The organism is Pantoea sp. EKM10T (assembly GCF_011800685.1).
Taxonomy (GTDB): Bacteria; Pseudomonadota; Gammaproteobacteria; order Enterobacterales; family Enterobacteriaceae; genus Pantoea; species Pantoea agglomerans.
Map to the genome: position 1 here is coordinate 1 of NZ_JAALEU010000016.1, position 17631 is coordinate 17631.

The following is a 17631-nucleotide window of genomic DNA, read 5'->3' on the forward strand; positions in this document are numbered from 1 at the left end:
ACGGTTCGTCGGCACGACGTCAAAGCCGAAGGTACCGCGTGAGCGGCGCGAGGACGGCCCGGCAGCAGCAGAGGTGCACTGGCCCGCACTGCGGCTCGCTCGCACTGACAAAAAAGCGGCCACGTTTGACCGTGACAGCCTTTACAAATCTAATCTTAACTGACCAGCATTAAGCCAGCTGGCTCCCTTTTCTATCCCTGCTGTTCGGCTTTCAGCCAGGCAATCTCATCTTTCCAGATATCGGGATTAATGGTTTCCAGAATCAACGGGATGCCATCAAACCGCGGATCTTTCATCAGCCAGCTAAACGCTGTTTTGCCGATATTGCCTTCACCCAGGCTGTGATGGCGGTCAACGCGACTGTCGAAGGCGCTTTTGGCATCGTTAAGGTGCATGCCGCGCAGATAGTTAAAGCCGACAATGCGCTCAAATTCGGCGAAGGTCGCTTCGCAATCCGCTTCGGTACGCAGATCATAACCACCGGCAAACGCATGGCAGGTATCAATACAGACGCCGACACGCGATTTATCTTCAACATGCTCAATAATGGTGGCGAGATGCTCGAAGCGGAAACCCAGATTACTGCCCTGACCGGCGGTATTCTCAATGACGGCGGTGACGTTCTGGCTCTTGTCGAGGGCGATGTTGATCGACTCCGCAATCCGCTTCAGACAGGCCTCCTCATCAATCTGATGCAGATGGCTGCCCGGATGAAAGTTCAGCAAAGTCAGGCCGAGCAGGTCGGCACGTCGCAGCTCATCAATAAAAGCGGCGCGGGATTTCTCCAGCGCCTCTTCAACCGGATGACCCAGGTTAATCAGGAAACTGTCGTGCGGCAGGATTTGCTGCGGACCGAATTTGTACGTCTCGCAGGCGGCACGAAAAGCATCAATCACCTCAGTCGAGAGCGGGGCGGCCTTCCACTGACGTTGATTTTTAGTAAAGAGCGCGAAGGCGGTGGCTTCTATTTCATGGGCGCGGATCACTGCCTGATCCACGCCACCTGCCGCACTCACGTGTGCGCCAATATATTTCATGCCTTTCTCCTGGGGCTGTGCACGGATGAGACGGCATGATACCCGATGCCGCTAGCCCATGAAATGTTGCACCAGCAGATTGATTGCACCGCCGCCCGCGATTAACCAGACAAACACCATCGCACCCAGCAGCAGCGGTTTAACGCCTGCCTCACGCAATGCCCCGAAACGGGTGGTCAATCCCAGCGCCGCCATCGCCATCGCCAGCAGCAGACCCGCCAGCTGATTCAGCGACGCCACCACCATGGCAGGCAGCAGCTGCAGCGAGTTAAACAGTGCAACACCGATAAACAGCAGGGCGAACCAGGGAAACGTCACAGCCTGGCGCGCGTTGCTCCCTTGACGTTTACCGCGTATCACGGCGCTCAGGCAGAGCAGAAAGGGAGCCAGCATCATTACCCGCAGCATTTTGGCAATGACCGCGCTGTTCTCGGCTTCCGGGCTGATGCTGTGTCCGGCGGCCACCACCTGCGCCACTTCATGGATGGTTGAGCCGGTAAAAACCCCGAACTGCGCCGCACTCAGTCCCGGGAACAGCTCATGCGCCAGCGGCCACAGCAGCGGATAGATAAAGATCGCCAGCGTGCCGAACAGCACCACGGTCGCGATAGCCACCGCAACTTTCGACGGCGCGGCTTTCACTACCGGCTCGGTCGCCAGTACAGCCGCAGCACCGCAGATACTGCTGCCCGCACCAATCAGCCAGACGGTATCGCGATCCAGCTTCAGCAGCCGCATGCCCAGCAGGCAGGTTATCAGGAAGGTGCTGGTCAGGGTCAGCGCATCAATCAGGATGCCGCTGAAACCGACGTCAGCAATTTGTTGTAAAGTGATGCGAAAGCCAAACAGGACGATCCCCAGCCGCAGCAGTTTCTGCTTAGCCAGCAGCACGCCGTTGTCGCAGCGTGACGCCAGCGGCGAATAGATGCTGTTACCGACCAGGATGCCCAGCATAATCGCCAGAGTCAGTGAACCCAGCCCCAGGGCGGCAATCATCGGTTGCTGCGCCAGCCAGCTGGCTGCCCCGGCAATCACGGCGGTCAGCAGCAGACCCGGGATCCAGAGCGGAACGGGATGATGCGGTTTAGCGATGCTCAGTTCAGTCATGGTGGTCACTCCTCCTGGTTGAGATCCGATCATGACGGCGACTAGCTTAAAAGTGAAATTGATAATATATTTATAATTAACCAGAATAAACGATAAGGCAGCAATCATGATAGTTTCGCGTCTGCGCCGCTGGGCGACGCTGATCAAAAGAGATGTGTTTGTGCTGGGGTTTGCCTTCCGCGATCCCCGCACACCCTGGTGGAACAAGCTGGGGATGCTGGGGCTGGTCGCCTATGGCATCAGCCCGATCGATCTCATTCCTGATGTCATCCCCTTTGTCGGTCTGCTGGATGACGCGGTGATTATTCCGACGGGCGTCATGGTGCTGCTGCGTTTACTGCCGAGAGAGGTGCGCATCAGCAGCAGCGAGCGGGCGCAGTCTCAACGTACGCGCGGCAAAAAAATTGCAGGCTGGCTGGTGGCGATAGGACTGATCTGGCTGGCATTAATCATTTACCTGGTCAGGCAGTCACTGAGTTAAGAGGCAACGATGCACATTACGCTGCGGCAAATTGAAGTTTTCACCGAAGTGCTTAAGAGCGGCTCCACCACTCAGGCTTCGCAACTGCTGGCGCTGTCGCAGTCGGCGGTGAGTGCAGCGCTGGCCGATCTGGAGAGTCAGCTCGGCGTGCAACTGTTTGACCGGGTTGGCAAACGGCTGGTGCTGAATGAGCATGGACGGCTGCTCTATCCCCGTGCAGTAGGGCTGCTGGAGCAGGCGGGCGAAATCGAGCAGCTGTTTAAAGAGGATAACGGCGCGATCCGCATCTTTGCCAGCAGCACCATCGGTAACTATCTGCTGCCAGGTATGATGGCCGCTTATCGTCGCGATTTTCCCCGCCTGCCGCTGGAGCTGAGTGTCGGCAACAGTCAGGATGTGATTCAGGCGGTTTCCGATTTCCGCGTCGATGTCGGATTGATTGAAGGGCCGTGCCATATGACCGAGCTGGTCAGTGAACCCTGGCTCGAAGATGAACTGGTGGTTTTTGCCGCACCAGACGCGGCGATTCTGCAACAGCCGGTGACGCTGCAAACTCTGGCTGACGCCCCGTGGATCCTGCGCGAACGCGGCTCCGGCACCCGTGAAATTGTCGATTATCTGCTGCTGTCGCATCTGCCGAGTTTTCAGCTGGGCATGGAGCTGGGCAATTCCGAGGCGATCAAGCATGCGGTGCGGCACGGCATGGGCATCAGCTGTCTTTCGCGCCGGGTGATTGCCGATCTGCTGGAGGCGGGCACGCTGGTTGAACTGACGATTCCGCTGCCGCGTCTCATCCGCACGCTCTATCGCATCCATCACCGGCAGAAGCATATTTCCAAAGCACTGACGCGGTTTTTTTCCTATTGTCGCGAGTAATTACTAATAATTCCGGCGCGATCATGAAGTTAACTAATAACAGGTTGGCATTCGCTATACAGAGGCGATCTGGCTGCTACAATCGCGCCTCATTTTTACCCAGCGTAGCGTTAACACATGCATAATGACTCAAATACAACACAACAACCTGCATTACGACGTGCGTTAAAAGCCCGTCACCTGACGATGATCGCCATCGGCGGCTCCATTGGTACCGGCCTGTTTGTCGCCTCCGGTGCCACCATCGCTCAGGCTGGCCCCGGCGGAGCACTGCTCTCCTATATCCTCATCGGCCTGATGGTCTACTTCCTGATGACCAGCCTCGGCGAACTGGCTGCGTTCATGCCGGTATCGGGTTCCTTCGCCACCTACGGCGCGAAATATGTCGAAGAGGGCTTTGGTTTCGCACTCGGCTGGAACTACTGGTACAACTGGGCGGTGACCATCGCGGTTGACCTGGTGGCGTCCCAGCTGGTGATGAACTACTGGTTCCCCGACACGCCTGGCTGGATCTGGAGCGCGCTGTTCCTGGGGCTGATGTTCCTGCTCAACTACATTTCGGTCAAAGGCTTTGGCGAGGCGGAATACTGGTTCTCGCTGATTAAAGTGGCCACCGTGATTATCTTTATCATCGTTGGCGTGCTGATGATCACCGGCATTATGCGCGGTGCTGAACATGCGGGCTGGCAGAACTGGCAGGTGGGCGACGCGCCGTTTGCGGGCGGCTTTGCGGCGATGATTGGGGTGGCGATGATTGTGGGATTCTCCTTCCAGGGCACCGAACTGATCGGTATCGCGGCGGGCGAATCTGAAGATCCGGCGAAAAATATTCCGCGCGCTGTGCGGCAGATTTTCTGGCGTATCCTGCTGTTCTATGTGTTCGCTATCCTGATTATCAGCCTGATCCTGCCATACACCGATCCGCAGTTGCTGCACAATGATATCGACGATATCAGCGTCAGCCCGTTCACCCTGGTGTTCCAGAATGCCGGTCTGCTCTCTGCCGCCGCCGTCATGAATGCGGTGATCCTGACGGCTGTGCTGTCAGCGGGTAACTCCGGGATGTATGCGTCAACGCGTATGCTTTACAACCTGGCCAGCGAAGGTAAAGCGCCACGGATTTTCGCGAAGCTCTCAAAGGGCGGCGTGCCGCGTAATGCCCTGTGGGCCACCACCGTGGTGGCCGGACTGTGCTTCCTGACCTCAAAATTTGGTAATCAGGAAGTCTATCTGTGGCTGCTGAATACCTCAGGCATGACCGGGTTTATTGCCTGGCTGGGTATTGCCATCAGTCACTATCGCTTCCGTCGGGGCTATGTGGCCCAGGGACGTGACCTGAACGATCTGCCTTACCGTTCCGGCTTCTTCCCGCTGGGTCCGATTTTCGCCTTTGTGCTCTGCCTGATCATCACGCTGGGTCAGAACTACCAGGCATTCCTTAACGACAGCATCGACTGGTATGGCGTGGCGGCAACCTATATCGGCATTCCGCTGTTCCTGATTATCTGGTTCGGCTACAAGCTGACGCGCGGCAGCCGTTTCGTTAAGTACAGCGAAATGGAGTTTCCGGTTCACAAAGATTAACTCTGCGTCATCGCCCGCACAAAACCCGCCAGGGATGGCGGGTTCTGCGTCTTTGCGAAAGGCGCAGGCTCCCTGAGCCATTCTCCTGCCTGCAACACCGTTTTTTACTGTTTTTTCACGTCTCGCTTATGTTCTCGAATTGATAATTATTATCACCTGCACTATTGTGGCTGCGTTTTCTGACGTGATAGCCACACAGGGTTCAAACATGACTACCGAAACTTCGCTGCTGGCGGGGGAAGAGACGCTTCACCACACCATGCAAAACTATCATCAGGTGCTGCGCCGCCGCTTAATCTGGATTGGCGTGCTGTTGCTGGCGATACTCGCCTCGCTGATCCTCGACTTCACGCTGGGTCCGGCGGGACTCTCACTTGAAACGCTGTGGAATACGCTGCTCAGCCCCGAGAGCGTGGATGCCGGCACGCGCGTCATTGTCTGGGACATTCGTCTGCCCTATGCGCTGATGGCGCTGGTGGTGGGGCTGTCGCTGGGTCTGGCGGGCGCAGAAATGCAGACCATCCTGAATAACCCGCTGGCCAGTCCGTTTACCCTCGGTGTCTCATCGGCGGCGGCGTTTGGCGCCGCGCTGGCCATCATCCTCGGCGTGGGTATTCCCGGCATTCCCGATCAGTGGTTAATTTCTGCCAACGCCTTTGTCTTTGCTCTGTTTGCCGCGCTGATGCTGGATGCCGTGACCCGCTGGACTCAGGTCTCTTCGGCGGGCGTGGTGCTGTTCGGTATCGCGCTGGTCTTCACCTTTAACGCTCTGGTATCCATGATGCAGTTCATCGCCAGCGAAGATACCCTGCAGGGCCTGGTGTTCTGGACCATGGGCAGCCTGGCGCGCGCCTCCTGGGAGAAGCTGGGCGTGCTGAGCGTGGCGCTGGCCATTCTGGTACCGTTTTCAATGATGAGCAGCTGGAAGCTGACGGCGCTGCGTCTGGGCGAAGACCGCGCGGTAAGCTTTGGCATTGACGTGCGTCGTCTGCGCCTGACTACGTTACTGCGCATCAGTATCCTCTCTGCCCTGGCGGTCGCGTTTGTCGGCCCGATCGGTTTCATTGGGCTGGTCGCTCCCCATATCGCCCGCATGATGTTTGGTGAAGATCACCGTTTCTATCTGCCCGCCAGTGCGCTGGTCGGCGCGCTGGTGCTGTCGCTGGCGTCGGTCGCCTCGAAAAACCTGCTCCCTGGTGTAATCATCCCGGTTGGCATTGTCACCTCACTGATTGGCGTGCCGTTCTTCCTGAGTATTATTCTGCGTCATCGGGGGACGGTATGATGGAACAGGGTCTGACGTTACGCGGCTTCAGTGCCGGGTACCCAAAAAATAAAGTCATTGATAATCTTAATATCGCGCCGCTGCCGCGCGGCGAGATCACCGTGCTGCTGGGGCCGAATGGCTGTGGTAAATCGACGCTGCTGCGTGCACTGGCCGGTCTGAATAAAGGCCAGGGCGAGATGTGGCTCAACGGTGAGGATCTCATGACCCAGCCGTTTGCCCGGCGTGCGAAGAACGTGGTCTATCTGCCGCAGTCGCTGCCTGCGGGCGTGCATCTGCATGTGCTGGAGTCGATCATCGTGGCGCAGCGTGCCTCCGGGGGTCTGCACAGCGCCAGCAGCGAAGCGGAAATCATGCATCTGCTGGAGCAACTTGGCATTGCCCATCTGGCGATGCGATATCTCGATCAGCTCTCCGGCGGACAGAAGCAGCTGGTCGGGCTGGCGCAGTCACTGATCCGTCGCCCTAAGCTGCTGCTGCTGGATGAACCGCTGAGCGCACTGGATCTCAACTACCAGTTTCACGTAATGGACCTGGTGCGGCGCGAAACCGCCCAGCGTAACATCGTGACGGTGGTAGTGGTGCATGACATCAATATTGCACTGCGTCATGCGCAACATGCGCTGATGCTGAAGCAGGGCGCGCTGGTGGCGGAAGGGCAGCCGGATAAGGTGATCACGCCTGCCACTCTGGCAAAAGTGTATGGCGTCGATGGTCGTATCGAACACTGCTCGCGTGGTATTCCGCAGGTGATGATCGACGGGCTGACAGGCCCGGCACTGGTCTGATATTGAGCAGGCGTCCGGTAGGGCGCTGAGCATCACTGTTCTGAGAAAGGAATTTTACAGGGCAGGCTGGCAGGACGCTGGCTCTGTGACAGAGCGTTAGCCAGCAGAGCAGGCATAAAAGTTCAGGGCCGCGAATGCGGCCCTGATTGTTTACGCCAGCAGATGCTGCGCATGGAAGCGCAGATGATCTTCCACAAAGCTGGCTATAAAGAAGTAGCTATGGTCATAACCCGGCTGAATGCGCAGCGTCAGCGGGAAACCCACCTCATTCGCGACGTCTTCTAACCGCTCCGGTTGCAGCTGATCGGCCAGGAACTGATCGCTGTCGCCCTGATCGATCAGCATCGGCAGCCGATGCGACACCTCTGCCATCAGCTGGCAGCTGTCATATTCCCGCCACGTTGCACGATCGTCGCCCAGATAGGCCTGAAACGCTTTCTGGCCCCAGGGTACCTGCATCGGATTCACAATCGGAGCAAAAGCGGAAGCCGAGGCAAAGCGGTTACCCAGACGCAGCGCCAGCATCAGCGCGCCGTGTCCGCCCATGGAGTGACCCATAATCGACTGACGTTCACTGACCTTGAAGTTATCCGCAATCAGGGCGGGTAACTCGCTGCTCAGATAATCGAACATGCGGAAATGGCTGGCCCAGGGCTGTTGGGTGGCATTGAGATAAAATCCCGCGCCCTGACCCAGATCGTATCCTTCATCATTCGCAACCCCTTCGCCGCGCGGGCTGGTGTCCGGCATAATCAGCACCAGACCCAGTTCCGCTGCAACCCGCTGTGCGCCGGCTTTGCTGGTGAAGTTCTCATCGTTGCAGGTCAGCCCGGCCAGAAACCAGACCACCGGCGGCGGCGCATCACCGTGCGGCCCAGGCAGATAGATGCTGAAGGTCATCGGGCAATTCAGCACCGCAGACTGATGACGCCAGCGCTGCTGCCAGCCGCCAAAAATACGGTGTTCTTCCAGTAGCTCCAGAGTGGATGCCATAACGCCTCCTGATTACTTGTTAAAGTGCACGACCGAGCGAATCGATTTTCCTTCGTGCATCAAATCAAAGGCGTCGTTGATCTCTTCCAGCGGCATGGTGTGAGTGATGAAGTCGTTCAGCGCAAATTTACCGTCGAGGTAATCCTGCACAATGCCAGGCAGCTGCGAACGGCCTTTTACGCCGCCAAACGCGGAACCGCGCCAGACGCGACCGGTCACCAGCTGGAACGGACGGGTGGAGATCTCTTCACCAGCACCGGCGACGCCGATAATCACGGACTCGCCCCAGCCTTTGTGGCAGCACTCCAGCGCGGAACGCATCACGTTGACGTTACCAATACATTCAAACGAGAAATCCACGCCGCCGTCGGTCAGCTCGACGATCACATCCTGAATCGGCTTGTCGTAATCTTTCGGGTTGATCAGATCGGTGGCACCCAGTTTGCGTGCCAGATCGAATTTGCTGGTGTTAAGGTCGATGGCAATGATGCGGCCCGCTTTCGCCATCTTCGCGCCGATGACCGCAGAGAGGCCAATGCCGCCGAGACCGAAAATCGCCACGGTGTCGCCTTCTTTCACTTTGGCGGTGTTCATCACCGCGCCCATGCCAGTGGTCACGCCACAGCCCAGCAGACAAACCTCTTCCAGCGGCGCTTCTTTACTGATTTTCGCCAGCGAGATCTCCGGGATTACCGTGTACTCAGAGAAGGTTGAGGTGCCCATATAGTGGAAAATGGGTTTGCCATCTTTAAAGAAGCGGGTGGTGCCATCCGGCATCAGGCCTTTGCCCTGAGTGGTACGGATCGCCTGGCAGAGGTTAGTTTTGCCTGAAAGACAATATTTACATTTGCCACACTCCGGCGTGTAGAGCGGAATGACGTGGTCACCCACTTCAACGCTGGTCACGCCTTCGCCCACGGCTTCGACGATACCGCCGCCTTCATGGCCAAGAATCGCCGGGAAAACGCCTTCCGGGTCGGTGCCGGACAGGGTGTAGGCGTCGGTATGACAGACGCCGGTCGCGACGATACGCACCAGCACTTCACCTTTCTGCGGTGGCATTAAATCAACTTCTTCGATTTTCAGCGGTTCGCCAGCAGCCCAGGCAACAGCGGCACGGGTTTTGATCATATTCATGCAATCCCTCTTCCAGTCAGATTGTGACGCGCAGTGGCGCCGGGTGGTCGTGATGATTCAAAGCCTGGTGGGTCAGGCTCTTAAACATAGCGTGGAACGCTTATTCCGCCGCCTGTAATGGGTAAATCAGCTCATCGTTGAGCGGACGATCGTCAAATTGTTCAATAATCAGGTACTTCAGTGCTTCAACATTCGGCGTAAAGGCGTCGCGTCGCCACATCAGCCAGGTGGCGGTGTCGCGATAAGCAGGAGGTAACGTATGCGCCTGCACCCGTGACCGATCCGCCATCTGTTTCAGCACCGAGGCCGGGATCATCGCTACGCCCGCACCGCCTGCCACGCAGGCCAGCATGGCGTGATAGGACTGAATCTCCATCACACTGTTGGGCGCGGTCTGGCTGTCCCGATACCAGCTCTCCAGCTTCACCCGGTAAGAGCAGCTGTTGCGAAAGGCAAACAGGGTATCGTCCTGCACGTCGCGCGCGGTGGCGATTGGCGCATGATCGAGCCCGGTGATCAGTATCATCTCTTCGCGAAAGGCGATGCAGCCATTGAGATCGTCATGGGAGACCGGGCCATCCACCAGCGCGGCCGCCAGGGTGCCTTCACGCACCCGATCGATGATTTCGCCCGAGGTGCCGGTAATCAGCGATAGCGCCACTTTGGGGAAGCGCTGGTGATAGGCGGCGAGCAGGCCGGGCAGACGCGTCGCCGCGGTGCTCTCCATTGAGCCCAGCGCAAAGTTGCCCGCCGGTTCACCGGTGCGGGTCATGCTCATCGCTTCTTCACTTAATGCCAGGATACGCTGCGCATAATTCAGAAAATTATGGCCCATTGGTGACAGGCGAATGCGCTGTTTCTCACGAATAAAGAGATCCACACCTAATTCTTCTTCCAGCTGGCGCAACCGCGTGGTGAGATTAGAGGGGACGCGATGCAGCTGTTCTGCTGCGCGCGCCAGCGAACCCGTTTCGGCGACGGAACAGAACATACGCAGCTGAACTAAATCCATATCTTCTCTTCCTGTAAGCAAGTTGGTTAAAATTATTCACTTTCCGTGAGTTTAATCATCCTGCATGCTGTTAGCAAGTCAGAAGAGATCTCAGGGCAGAACAACAGGAGTTCAGCAATGGCGTTACGCGTCGCGCTCAGCGCGTTTTTAACCTTATTTGTCGCGATGGGCATTGGCCGGTTTGCCTTTACGCCCCAGGTGCCGCTGATGATTCAGGCACACCAGCTGACACTCACCAGTGCCAGCCTGGTCGCGGCACTTAACTATCTTGGCTATCTGTGTGGCTCATTTGATGCCATGCGCGCACACCGGCGGGTTGAGCTGCGATTGCAGGCGGGCGTATGGGGCGCGGTGATCCTGACCCTGCTCTCAGCATTCGCCAGCGGACCGTGGCTGCACGGCGCAATCCGCTTTCTGATTGGCTGGTCCAGCGGCTGGGCGATGGTGCTGGTGGCGGCCTGGAGCAATGAACAGCTGCATCGTCATGGCCGGGCAGGGCTGTCGGCGGCCGTTTTTGCCGGGCCGGGCTGCGGCATTTTTGTCAGCGGTCTGCTGGGGGTAGCGCTGCACACATTGCAGGTTTCTGCCGGTCTGGCCTGGGCCGCTTACGGTGCGCTGGCGCTGCTGCTGATTGCGCTGATTACCCGTAATCTGCCGCGTCGGGGCGAACTGCATCGCCCGGATCAGGCACCCGAGCCGCTGGTGCTGGATCGCAACCTTAAACGGCTGGTACTGAGTTACAGTCTGGCAGGCTTTGGCTACATTCTGCCCGCCACCTTTTTGTCGCAGATGGCCGCCACGCGGTTTCCTGACGGCATCTTCGCGCAGTTTGTCTGGCCGATTTTTGGCGGCGCGGCGATGATCGGCATCCTGCTGGGGATCCTGACGCGACGCTGGGGGCACAGCCACGTCCGCCTGGCACTGGTGCTGTGGGCGCAGGCGCTGGGCGTATTTGCCGCGGCGCTGCTGCCAGGCTTTAGCGGCCTGCTGGCCGGTGCGCTGCTGGTGGGGGGCGGTTTCCTCAGCGTGGTGCAGCTGTCGCTGCTCTGCGCCCGTGAGCTGGCACCCAATCATCTGCGCTACATGGCTGGCCTGCTGACCACCGGCTATGCTATCGGACAGCTGGTCGGCCCGCTGCTCTCTTTTCTCTCCACAGCCCTGTTACATCGGCTGGAGCCTGCCCTGTGGGTTGCAGGGGTTAGCCTGGTCTGGGCCGGCCTGCTGGTGTGGCGGCGAACCGGGTGAAAAGCTTTCATCACCAATCTGATTGATTGCTGGATTCCCCGCAAAGAAAGTTTCACAATACGCGCCTGATTACAGGGCCCGCTGGCAAAAGCTGGCGGGCGCAACACCAGCCGGAGAAGAGTAAGATGAGCACCCTAAGTCAGGAAGCTGCCCTGGTTCACGAAGCGCTGCTGGCGCGTGGACTGGAAACGCCGTTACGTGCACCGACGCGCGATATAGATGACAACACACGTAAAAGTCTGATTGCCGGGCACATGACCGAGATTATGCAGCTGCTGAATCTGGATCTTGAAGATGACAGCCTGATGGAAACGCCGCATCGCATCGCCAAAATGTATGTGGATGAAGTCTTTTCCGGTCTCGACTACGCCAACTTCCCGAAAATCACCGTCATTGAGAATAAAATGAAGGTTGATGAGATGGTGACCGTGCGTGATATCACGCTGACCAGCACCTGTGAACACCACTTTGTGATCATCGATGGCAAAGCGACCGTCGCCTACATTCCCAAAGAAAAGGTGATTGGCCTGTCGAAAATCAACCGTATCGTGCAGTTCTTTGCCCAGCGCCCGCAGGTGCAGGAGCGTCTGACGCAGCAGGTTCTGGTCGCACTGCAGACACTGCTGGGCACCAACAATGTGGCTGTTTCTATTGATGCGGTGCATTACTGCGTGAAAGCGCGTGGCGTAAAAGATGCCACCAGCGCCACGACGACGACCTCTCTGGGCGGCCTGTTCAAGTCCAGCCAGAATACCCGCCAGGAATTTTTGCGCGCGGTGCGCCATAGTTGAGTCTACGGCGGGCGCATAACGTTGCCCGCCTCAATGGTGCAGGTGCCGCATGCAACGCTATCACGCGCTGGATTTCATTCGTGGATGTGCCATTCTCGGCATTCTGCTGCTCAATATTGTCGGCTTTGGCCTGCCTTCTGCCGCCTACCTTAATCCGGCCTGGCAGGGCAGCGTCAGCCTGTCCGATGTCTGGACATGGGCGATCTCTGACGCCTTTGCCCAGCTCAAATTCCTCACCCTGTTTGCGCTGCTGTTTGGCGCAGGTCTGCAAATGCAGCTGCCACGCGGCAGTCGCTGGCTGACTGCCCGGCTCTCACTGCTGGTGCTGATCGGTTTTCTGCACGGCGTTTTTCTCTGGGAGGGCGATATCCTGCTGGACTACGGCATTATCGGACTGGTGGTCTGGCGGGTAGTGCGCGATGTCCCTTCCACCCGCAGCCTGATGAATACCGGCATTCTGCTCTATCTGGTGGGCTGTGGCGTTCTGCTGGTGTTTGGGTCAATCTCCGATCCTGAACCGACCCGATCCTGGCTGCCAGGTGCTGCCGATCTGCAATATGAACAGTACTGGAAACTGACCGGCGGCTGGGAAGCGATACAGAACCGGCTGGATCATCTCTCGTCAGGACTGATGGCGCTGGCTGCGCAGTATGGCTGGCAGCTGGCGGGCCTGATGATAATCGGTGGCGCACTGCTGCGCAGTGGCTGGCTGATTGGCGAGTTTTCAGCGCAACATTACCGTCAGGCGGCGGCGCTGCTGCTGACGATGGGGTTGTTGATTGCGGTGGCCGGTGTGGCAGCGCAATGGCTGTTACATTGGGAATTCCGCTGGACCGCTTTTTATCTGCAAGCCCCGCGCGATCTCGCCAGCCCGCTGATTAGCCTGGGCTATGCCGCGCTCTGTCTGGCTTACTGGCCGCAGATAGCGCGCTGGCGCATCAGCTATGCCATTCAGTGCGTGGGCCGCATGGCGCTGACCAACTATCTGCTGCAGTCGCTGATCTGCACCACGCTGTTCTATCGCTTCGGCTTCTATATGCACTTCACCCGGCTGGAGCTGGTGCTGATGGTGCCTGCGGTCTGGCTTATCAATATCCTGTTTTCACTCATCTGGTTACATTTCTTCGCCCAGGGTCCGCTGGAGTGGCTGTGGCGGCGGCTCACGCTGATCTCAGCCGGTAAATCGCGCATCACTGACAACGCCAGATAATGACCGCCATCACAAAGGTTACAGAATTGTATGTAACCGTTTTCATTGATGTGACGCAATTCACGCTGTACGCCTCCTGCCCCTGACAAAATAGCGCCGGTGTTCAACCCGGCGTGATGCCTTATTTTTCCTTTGTGGAACTGCTGCATGATAACAATTCGTGATGTTGCCCGTCAGGCTGGCGTGTCGGTGGCGACCGTGTCGCGCGTCCTCAATCAGAGCAGCGCCGTCACCTCTGACACCCGCGACGCCGTGTTACAGGCGGTGGAAGCGCTGGGCTATCGCCCCAACGCCAATGCGCAGGCGCTGGCGACGCAGGTCAGTGACACCATTGGTGTGGTGGTGATGGATGTTTCGGATCCCTTCTTCGGTGCACTGGTTAAAGCGGTGGATACCGTGGCGCAGCGCGTGCACAAACATGTGTTAATCAGCAACTCCTGGCATCAGGAAGAGAAAGAGCGTCATGCCATTGAAGTGCTGATTCGTCAGCGTTGCAGCGCCCTGGTGGTGCACGCCAAAACACTGCCTGACGCTGAGCTGGCGGATTTTATGCGCCACGTTCCGGGCATGGTGGTGATTAACCGCATCGTGCCCGGATTTGAACACCGCAGTGTCAGTCTGGATAACGTCACGGGTGCATTGATGGCTTCACGAACCCTGCTACAGCAGGGGCATAGCCGGATTGGATACCTTTGTTCCAGCCATCCCATCGAAGATGTGGCGCAGCGCCGTGAAGGGTGGATTCAGGCGATGGCAGAGCAGGGCATCCGGCCCCAGGAGAGCTGGATAGCCAGCGCAGAGCCCGATATGCAGGGCGGCGAAGCGGCGATGGTGGAGCTGCTGGGACGCAATCTCAACCTCAGTGCGGTGTTTGCCTATAACGACGGCATGGCGGCTGGTGCACTCACTGCGCTGAAAGACAACGGCATCCAGGTGCCACAGCATTTTTCTGTCATTGGCTTTGATGACATCCCCATTTCCCGTTACACCGATCCGCAGTTAACCACTGTGCGCTATCCCATTGTATCTATGGCAAAAATCGCCACTGAACTGGCGCTGCAGGGCGCAGCCGGACTGCTGGATGACACGGCAACGCACATCTTTATGCCAACGCTGGTGCGGCGTCATTCGGTGGCGCAGCGGCAAAATGTGGAGTCCGTCACTAATTCAGGCGATTCAGCCATGTAACCGTTTTCAATCTGTGATTACATTCACAGTTAATTAACATTGCTCTCACTATGATGGCAGCGTCTTACCGGACTGAAACATTATGTAACGCCAGTGTAACGGCATCAGTTGTGGTCTCAGTAGCCGGTTAAAGGGTTTATACCCTCTTCATGGAAGCATTCTGTCACAGGGAAGTCAGGTTTTAGACGGTGTTCAATGGCTTAACATCCTCATTACGTTAACCGACGCGCCGATCTGTTTTACCGATTGCTCTCCCGCCTTTATGGCGCGGTAGCGCTAAAAAGACCCTGCATAATAAAACCGGAGATACCATGAATAAGAAGGTTTTCACGCTTACAGCACTGGTTGCCAGCATGATGTTTGGTGCAACCGCTCACGCAGCTGACACCCGTATCGGCGTGACCATTTACAAATATGATGACAACTTCATGTCAATGGTGCGCAAAGACATCGAGAAAGAAGCGAAAGCGATCGGTGGCGTGCAGTTGCTGATGAATGATTCACAGAATGACCAGTCCAAACAGAACGATCAGATTGACGTGCTGATGGCAAAAGGCGTGAAAGCGCTGGCGATTAACCTGGTTGACCCGGCTGCGGCTGCGGTGGTAGTAGACAAAGCGCGTGCCAACGACGTGCCGGTGGTCTTTTTCAACAAAGAACCTAACGCCAAAGTGCTGGCCGGTTATGACAAAGCTTACTATGTCGGTACCGACTCTAAAGAGTCAGGCATCATTCAGGGTCAGCTGATTGAGAAGCACTGGAAAGCCACACCAGCGTGGGATCTGAACAAAGATGGTCAGATTCAGTTCGTGCTGCTGAAAGGCGAACCGGGCCATCCTGATGCAGAAGCCCGTACCAAATATGTGATCGATACCCTGAACAAAGATGGTCTGAAAACCCAGCAGTTAGCGATGGATACTGCAATGTGGGATACCGCTCAGGCCAAAGATAAGATGGATGCGTGGCTGTCAGGCCCGAATGCCAAAAAAATCGAAGTGGTGATTGCCAACAACGATGCGATGGCGATGGGTGCGGTTGAAGCGCTGAAAGCGCACAACATGACCTCAATTCCGGTCTTTGGCGTCGATGCACTGCCAGAAGCGCTGGCGCTGGTGAAATCCGGTGCGCTGGCCGGTACCGTGCTGAACGATGCGGAAAACCAGGCGAAAGCAACGCTGGATATTGCCAACAATCTGGCTAACGGCAAAGCCGCCACCGACGGAACAAACTTCAAGATGGTTGATAAGATCGTCCGCGTTCCTTACGTGCCGGTTGATAAAGAAAATCTGTCTCAGTTCGTGAAATAAGATCGATTACGGGCGCGACCGCTGTCGCGCCTTTTTTATGTCACCACCGTTTTTTAGCCAGGTAAAATATGGCCAGTGATAATACGACCGCGCAGCGAGAATATCTGCTGGAAATGACGGATGTCTCAAAATCATTTCCCGGCGTTAAAGCGTTAGATAATGTGAATTTAAAAGTGCGGCCTCACTCTGTTCATGCATTAATGGGCGAGAACGGTGCCGGGAAATCCACCTTATTAAAATGCCTGTTTGGTATTTATAAAAAAGATACCGGCAGCATCCTGTTTCAGGGTAAAGAGATCGACTATAAAAGTTCCAAAGAGGCGCTGGAAAATGGCGTGTCGATGGTGCATCAGGAATTAAATCTGGTCCTGCAGCGTACCGTGATGGACAATATGTGGCTTGGGCGTTATCCGCGCAAAGGCTTCTTTGTCGATCAGGATAAAATGTACCGGGATACTAAAGCGATTTTTGACGAGCTGGATATCGATATCGATCCGCGCGATAAAGTTGCCAATCTTTCTGTATCGCAGATGCAGATGATTGAAATTGCCAAAGCGTTTTCCTATGACGCGAAAATTGTGATTATGGATGAGCCGACCTCCTCGTTAACCGAGAAAGAGGTTAATCACCTGTTCACGATTATTCGTAAGCTGAAAGATCGCGGCTGTGGCATTGTTTATATTTCGCATAAAATGGAAGAGATTTTCCAGCTGTGTGATGAGATTACTATCCTGCGTGATGGTCAGTGGATCACTTCTCAGCCGCTGGAAGGGCTGGATATGGATAAGATCATCTCCATGATGGTTGGCCGTTCACTGAACCAGCGTTTCCCTGACCGTACCAACGTGCCAGGCGAGACGATTCTTGAGGTGCGTCATCTGACGTCACTGCGTCAGCCATCGATTCGCGACATCTCATTTGATTTGCGTAAAGGGGAGATACTCGGCATTGCCGGGCTGGTGGGCGCCAAACGTACCGATATCGTCGAAACGCTGTTTGGCATTCGCGAAAAATCGGGCGGCACCATTAAACTGCATGGCAAACCGATTAATAATCACAGCGCCAATGAAGCCATTAACCACGGTTTTGCGCTGGTGACTGAAGAGCGTCGCTCAACCGGTATTTATGCTTTCCTCGACATTGGTTTTAACTCGCTTATTTCCAATATCAAAAAATATAAAAACAGTATGGGACTGCTGGATAATAAACGCATGAAGAGTGATACCCAATGGGTGATCGATTCTATGCGTGTAAAAACGCCAGGCCACCATACTCAGATTGGTTCGCTTTCGGGCGGTAACCAGCAAAAAGTGATTATTGGCCGCTGGTTATTGACCCAGCCTGAAATCCTGATGCTTGATGAACCCACTCGCGGTATTGATGTTGGTGCAAAATTCGAAATTTACCAGTTAATTGCTGAGCTGGCGAAAAGAGAAAAGGGCATCATTATTATCTCATCCGAAATGCCGGAGCTGTTAGGCATTACCGATCGTATTCTGGTAATGAGTAATGGTCTGGTAGCAGGCATAGTTGATACCAAAACGACCACGCAGAACGAAATATTGCGTTTAGCGTCATTACACCTTTAAT

At 56.2% G+C, this 17631-nt stretch carries 16 protein-coding genes; 11 read left to right on the forward strand and 5 right to left on the reverse strand.

Annotated features, from left to right (window positions below):
- Positions 1-191: 191 nt before the first annotated feature.
- Entirely contained in the window at positions 192-1037 is an 846-nt protein-coding gene (gene nfo, locus HFD95_RS20840; RefSeq protein WP_167430674.1) for a deoxyribonuclease IV, read from the reverse strand.
- 51 nt (positions 1038-1088) lie between these two features.
- Entirely contained in the window at positions 1089-2144 is a 1056-nt protein-coding gene (locus HFD95_RS20845; protein ID WP_167430675.1) for a YeiH family protein, read from the reverse strand.
- Positions 2145-2250: 106 nt separating this feature from the next.
- On the opposite strand from HFD95_RS20845, the gene HFD95_RS20850 reads away from it, so the two are divergent.
- The 5 genes from HFD95_RS20850 to HFD95_RS20870 all read left to right on the forward strand — a co-directional run bounded on the left by HFD95_RS20850 (position 2251) and on the right by HFD95_RS20870 (position 7158).
- Positions 2251-2625 (forward strand): YkvA family protein, encoded by a 375-nt coding sequence (locus HFD95_RS20850; RefSeq protein ID WP_167430676.1) that lies wholly within the window; start codon positions 2251-2253, stop codon positions 2623-2625.
- Between the two features lie 9 nt (positions 2626-2634).
- Positions 2635-3501: a DNA-binding transcriptional regulator YeiE gene (yieE, locus tag HFD95_RS20855; RefSeq protein WP_010248285.1), complete on the forward strand. Its 867-nt coding sequence runs from the start codon at positions 2635-2637 to the stop codon at positions 3499-3501.
- Between the two features lie 117 nt (positions 3502-3618).
- Positions 3619-5085: an amino acid permease gene (locus HFD95_RS20860; protein WP_022625044.1), complete on the forward strand. Its 1467-nt coding sequence runs from the start codon at positions 3619-3621 to the stop codon at positions 5083-5085.
- 208 nt (positions 5086-5293) lie between these two features.
- A complete protein-coding gene (locus HFD95_RS20865) occupies positions 5294-6370 on the forward strand; it encodes an iron ABC transporter permease (protein WP_010248280.1) in 1077 nt (358 codons plus the stop codon).
- Complete coding sequence (locus HFD95_RS20870) at positions 6370-7158, forward strand: ABC transporter ATP-binding protein (protein ID WP_010248276.1); 789 nt, start codon at positions 6370-6372, stop codon at positions 7156-7158. Before HFD95_RS20865 ends, HFD95_RS20870 begins: the two co-directional genes overlap by 1 nt.
- A gap of 150 nt (positions 7159-7308) precedes the next feature.
- On the opposite strand, the gene fghA is transcribed toward HFD95_RS20870, so the two are convergent.
- From fghA to HFD95_RS20885, 3 genes are all read right to left on the reverse strand, one after another.
- On the reverse strand, positions 7309-8151 hold the full coding sequence (gene fghA, locus HFD95_RS20875) for an S-formylglutathione hydrolase (RefSeq protein ID WP_022625042.1): 843 nt from the start codon (positions 8149-8151) through the stop codon (positions 7309-7311).
- Positions 8152-8163: 12 nt separating this feature from the next.
- On the reverse strand, positions 8164-9288 hold the full coding sequence (locus HFD95_RS20880) for an S-(hydroxymethyl)glutathione dehydrogenase/class III alcohol dehydrogenase (protein WP_010248270.1): 1125 nt from the start codon (positions 9286-9288) through the stop codon (positions 8164-8166).
- Positions 9289-9388: 100 nt separating this feature from the next.
- Positions 9389-10300 (reverse strand): LysR family transcriptional regulator, encoded by a 912-nt coding sequence (locus HFD95_RS20885; protein WP_010248266.1) that lies wholly within the window; start codon positions 10298-10300, stop codon positions 9389-9391.
- 117 nt (positions 10301-10417) lie between these two features.
- Between HFD95_RS20885 and HFD95_RS20890 the strand changes: the two genes are divergently transcribed.
- The 6 genes from HFD95_RS20890 to mglA all read left to right on the forward strand — a co-directional run bounded on the left by HFD95_RS20890 (position 10418) and on the right by mglA (position 17630).
- A complete protein-coding gene (locus HFD95_RS20890) occupies positions 10418-11545 on the forward strand; it encodes a YbfB/YjiJ family MFS transporter (RefSeq protein WP_061703764.1) in 1128 nt (375 codons plus the stop codon).
- 125 nt (positions 11546-11670) lie between these two features.
- A complete protein-coding gene (folE, locus tag HFD95_RS20895) occupies positions 11671-12336 on the forward strand; it encodes a GTP cyclohydrolase I FolE (RefSeq protein ID WP_010248259.1) in 666 nt (221 codons plus the stop codon).
- Positions 12337-12385: 49 nt separating this feature from the next.
- Positions 12386-13546 (forward strand): DUF418 domain-containing protein YeiB, encoded by a 1161-nt coding sequence (gene yeiB / locus HFD95_RS20900; protein ID WP_167430677.1) that lies wholly within the window; start codon positions 12386-12388, stop codon positions 13544-13546.
- A gap of 147 nt (positions 13547-13693) precedes the next feature.
- A complete protein-coding gene (galS, locus tag HFD95_RS20905) occupies positions 13694-14734 on the forward strand; it encodes an HTH-type transcriptional regulator GalS (RefSeq protein WP_022625039.1) in 1041 nt (346 codons plus the stop codon).
- Positions 14735-15045: 311 nt separating this feature from the next.
- A complete protein-coding gene (mglB, locus tag HFD95_RS20910; RefSeq protein ID WP_010248252.1) occupies positions 15046-16041 on the forward strand; it encodes a galactose/glucose ABC transporter substrate-binding protein MglB in 996 nt (331 codons plus the stop codon).
- A 68-nt stretch (positions 16042-16109) separates the two neighbouring features.
- Positions 16110-17630: a galactose/methyl galactoside ABC transporter ATP-binding protein MglA gene (gene mglA, locus HFD95_RS20915; protein ID WP_010248250.1), complete on the forward strand. Its 1521-nt coding sequence runs from the start codon at positions 16110-16112 to the stop codon at positions 17628-17630.
- The last annotated feature ends 1 nt before the right edge of the window (position 17631 follow it).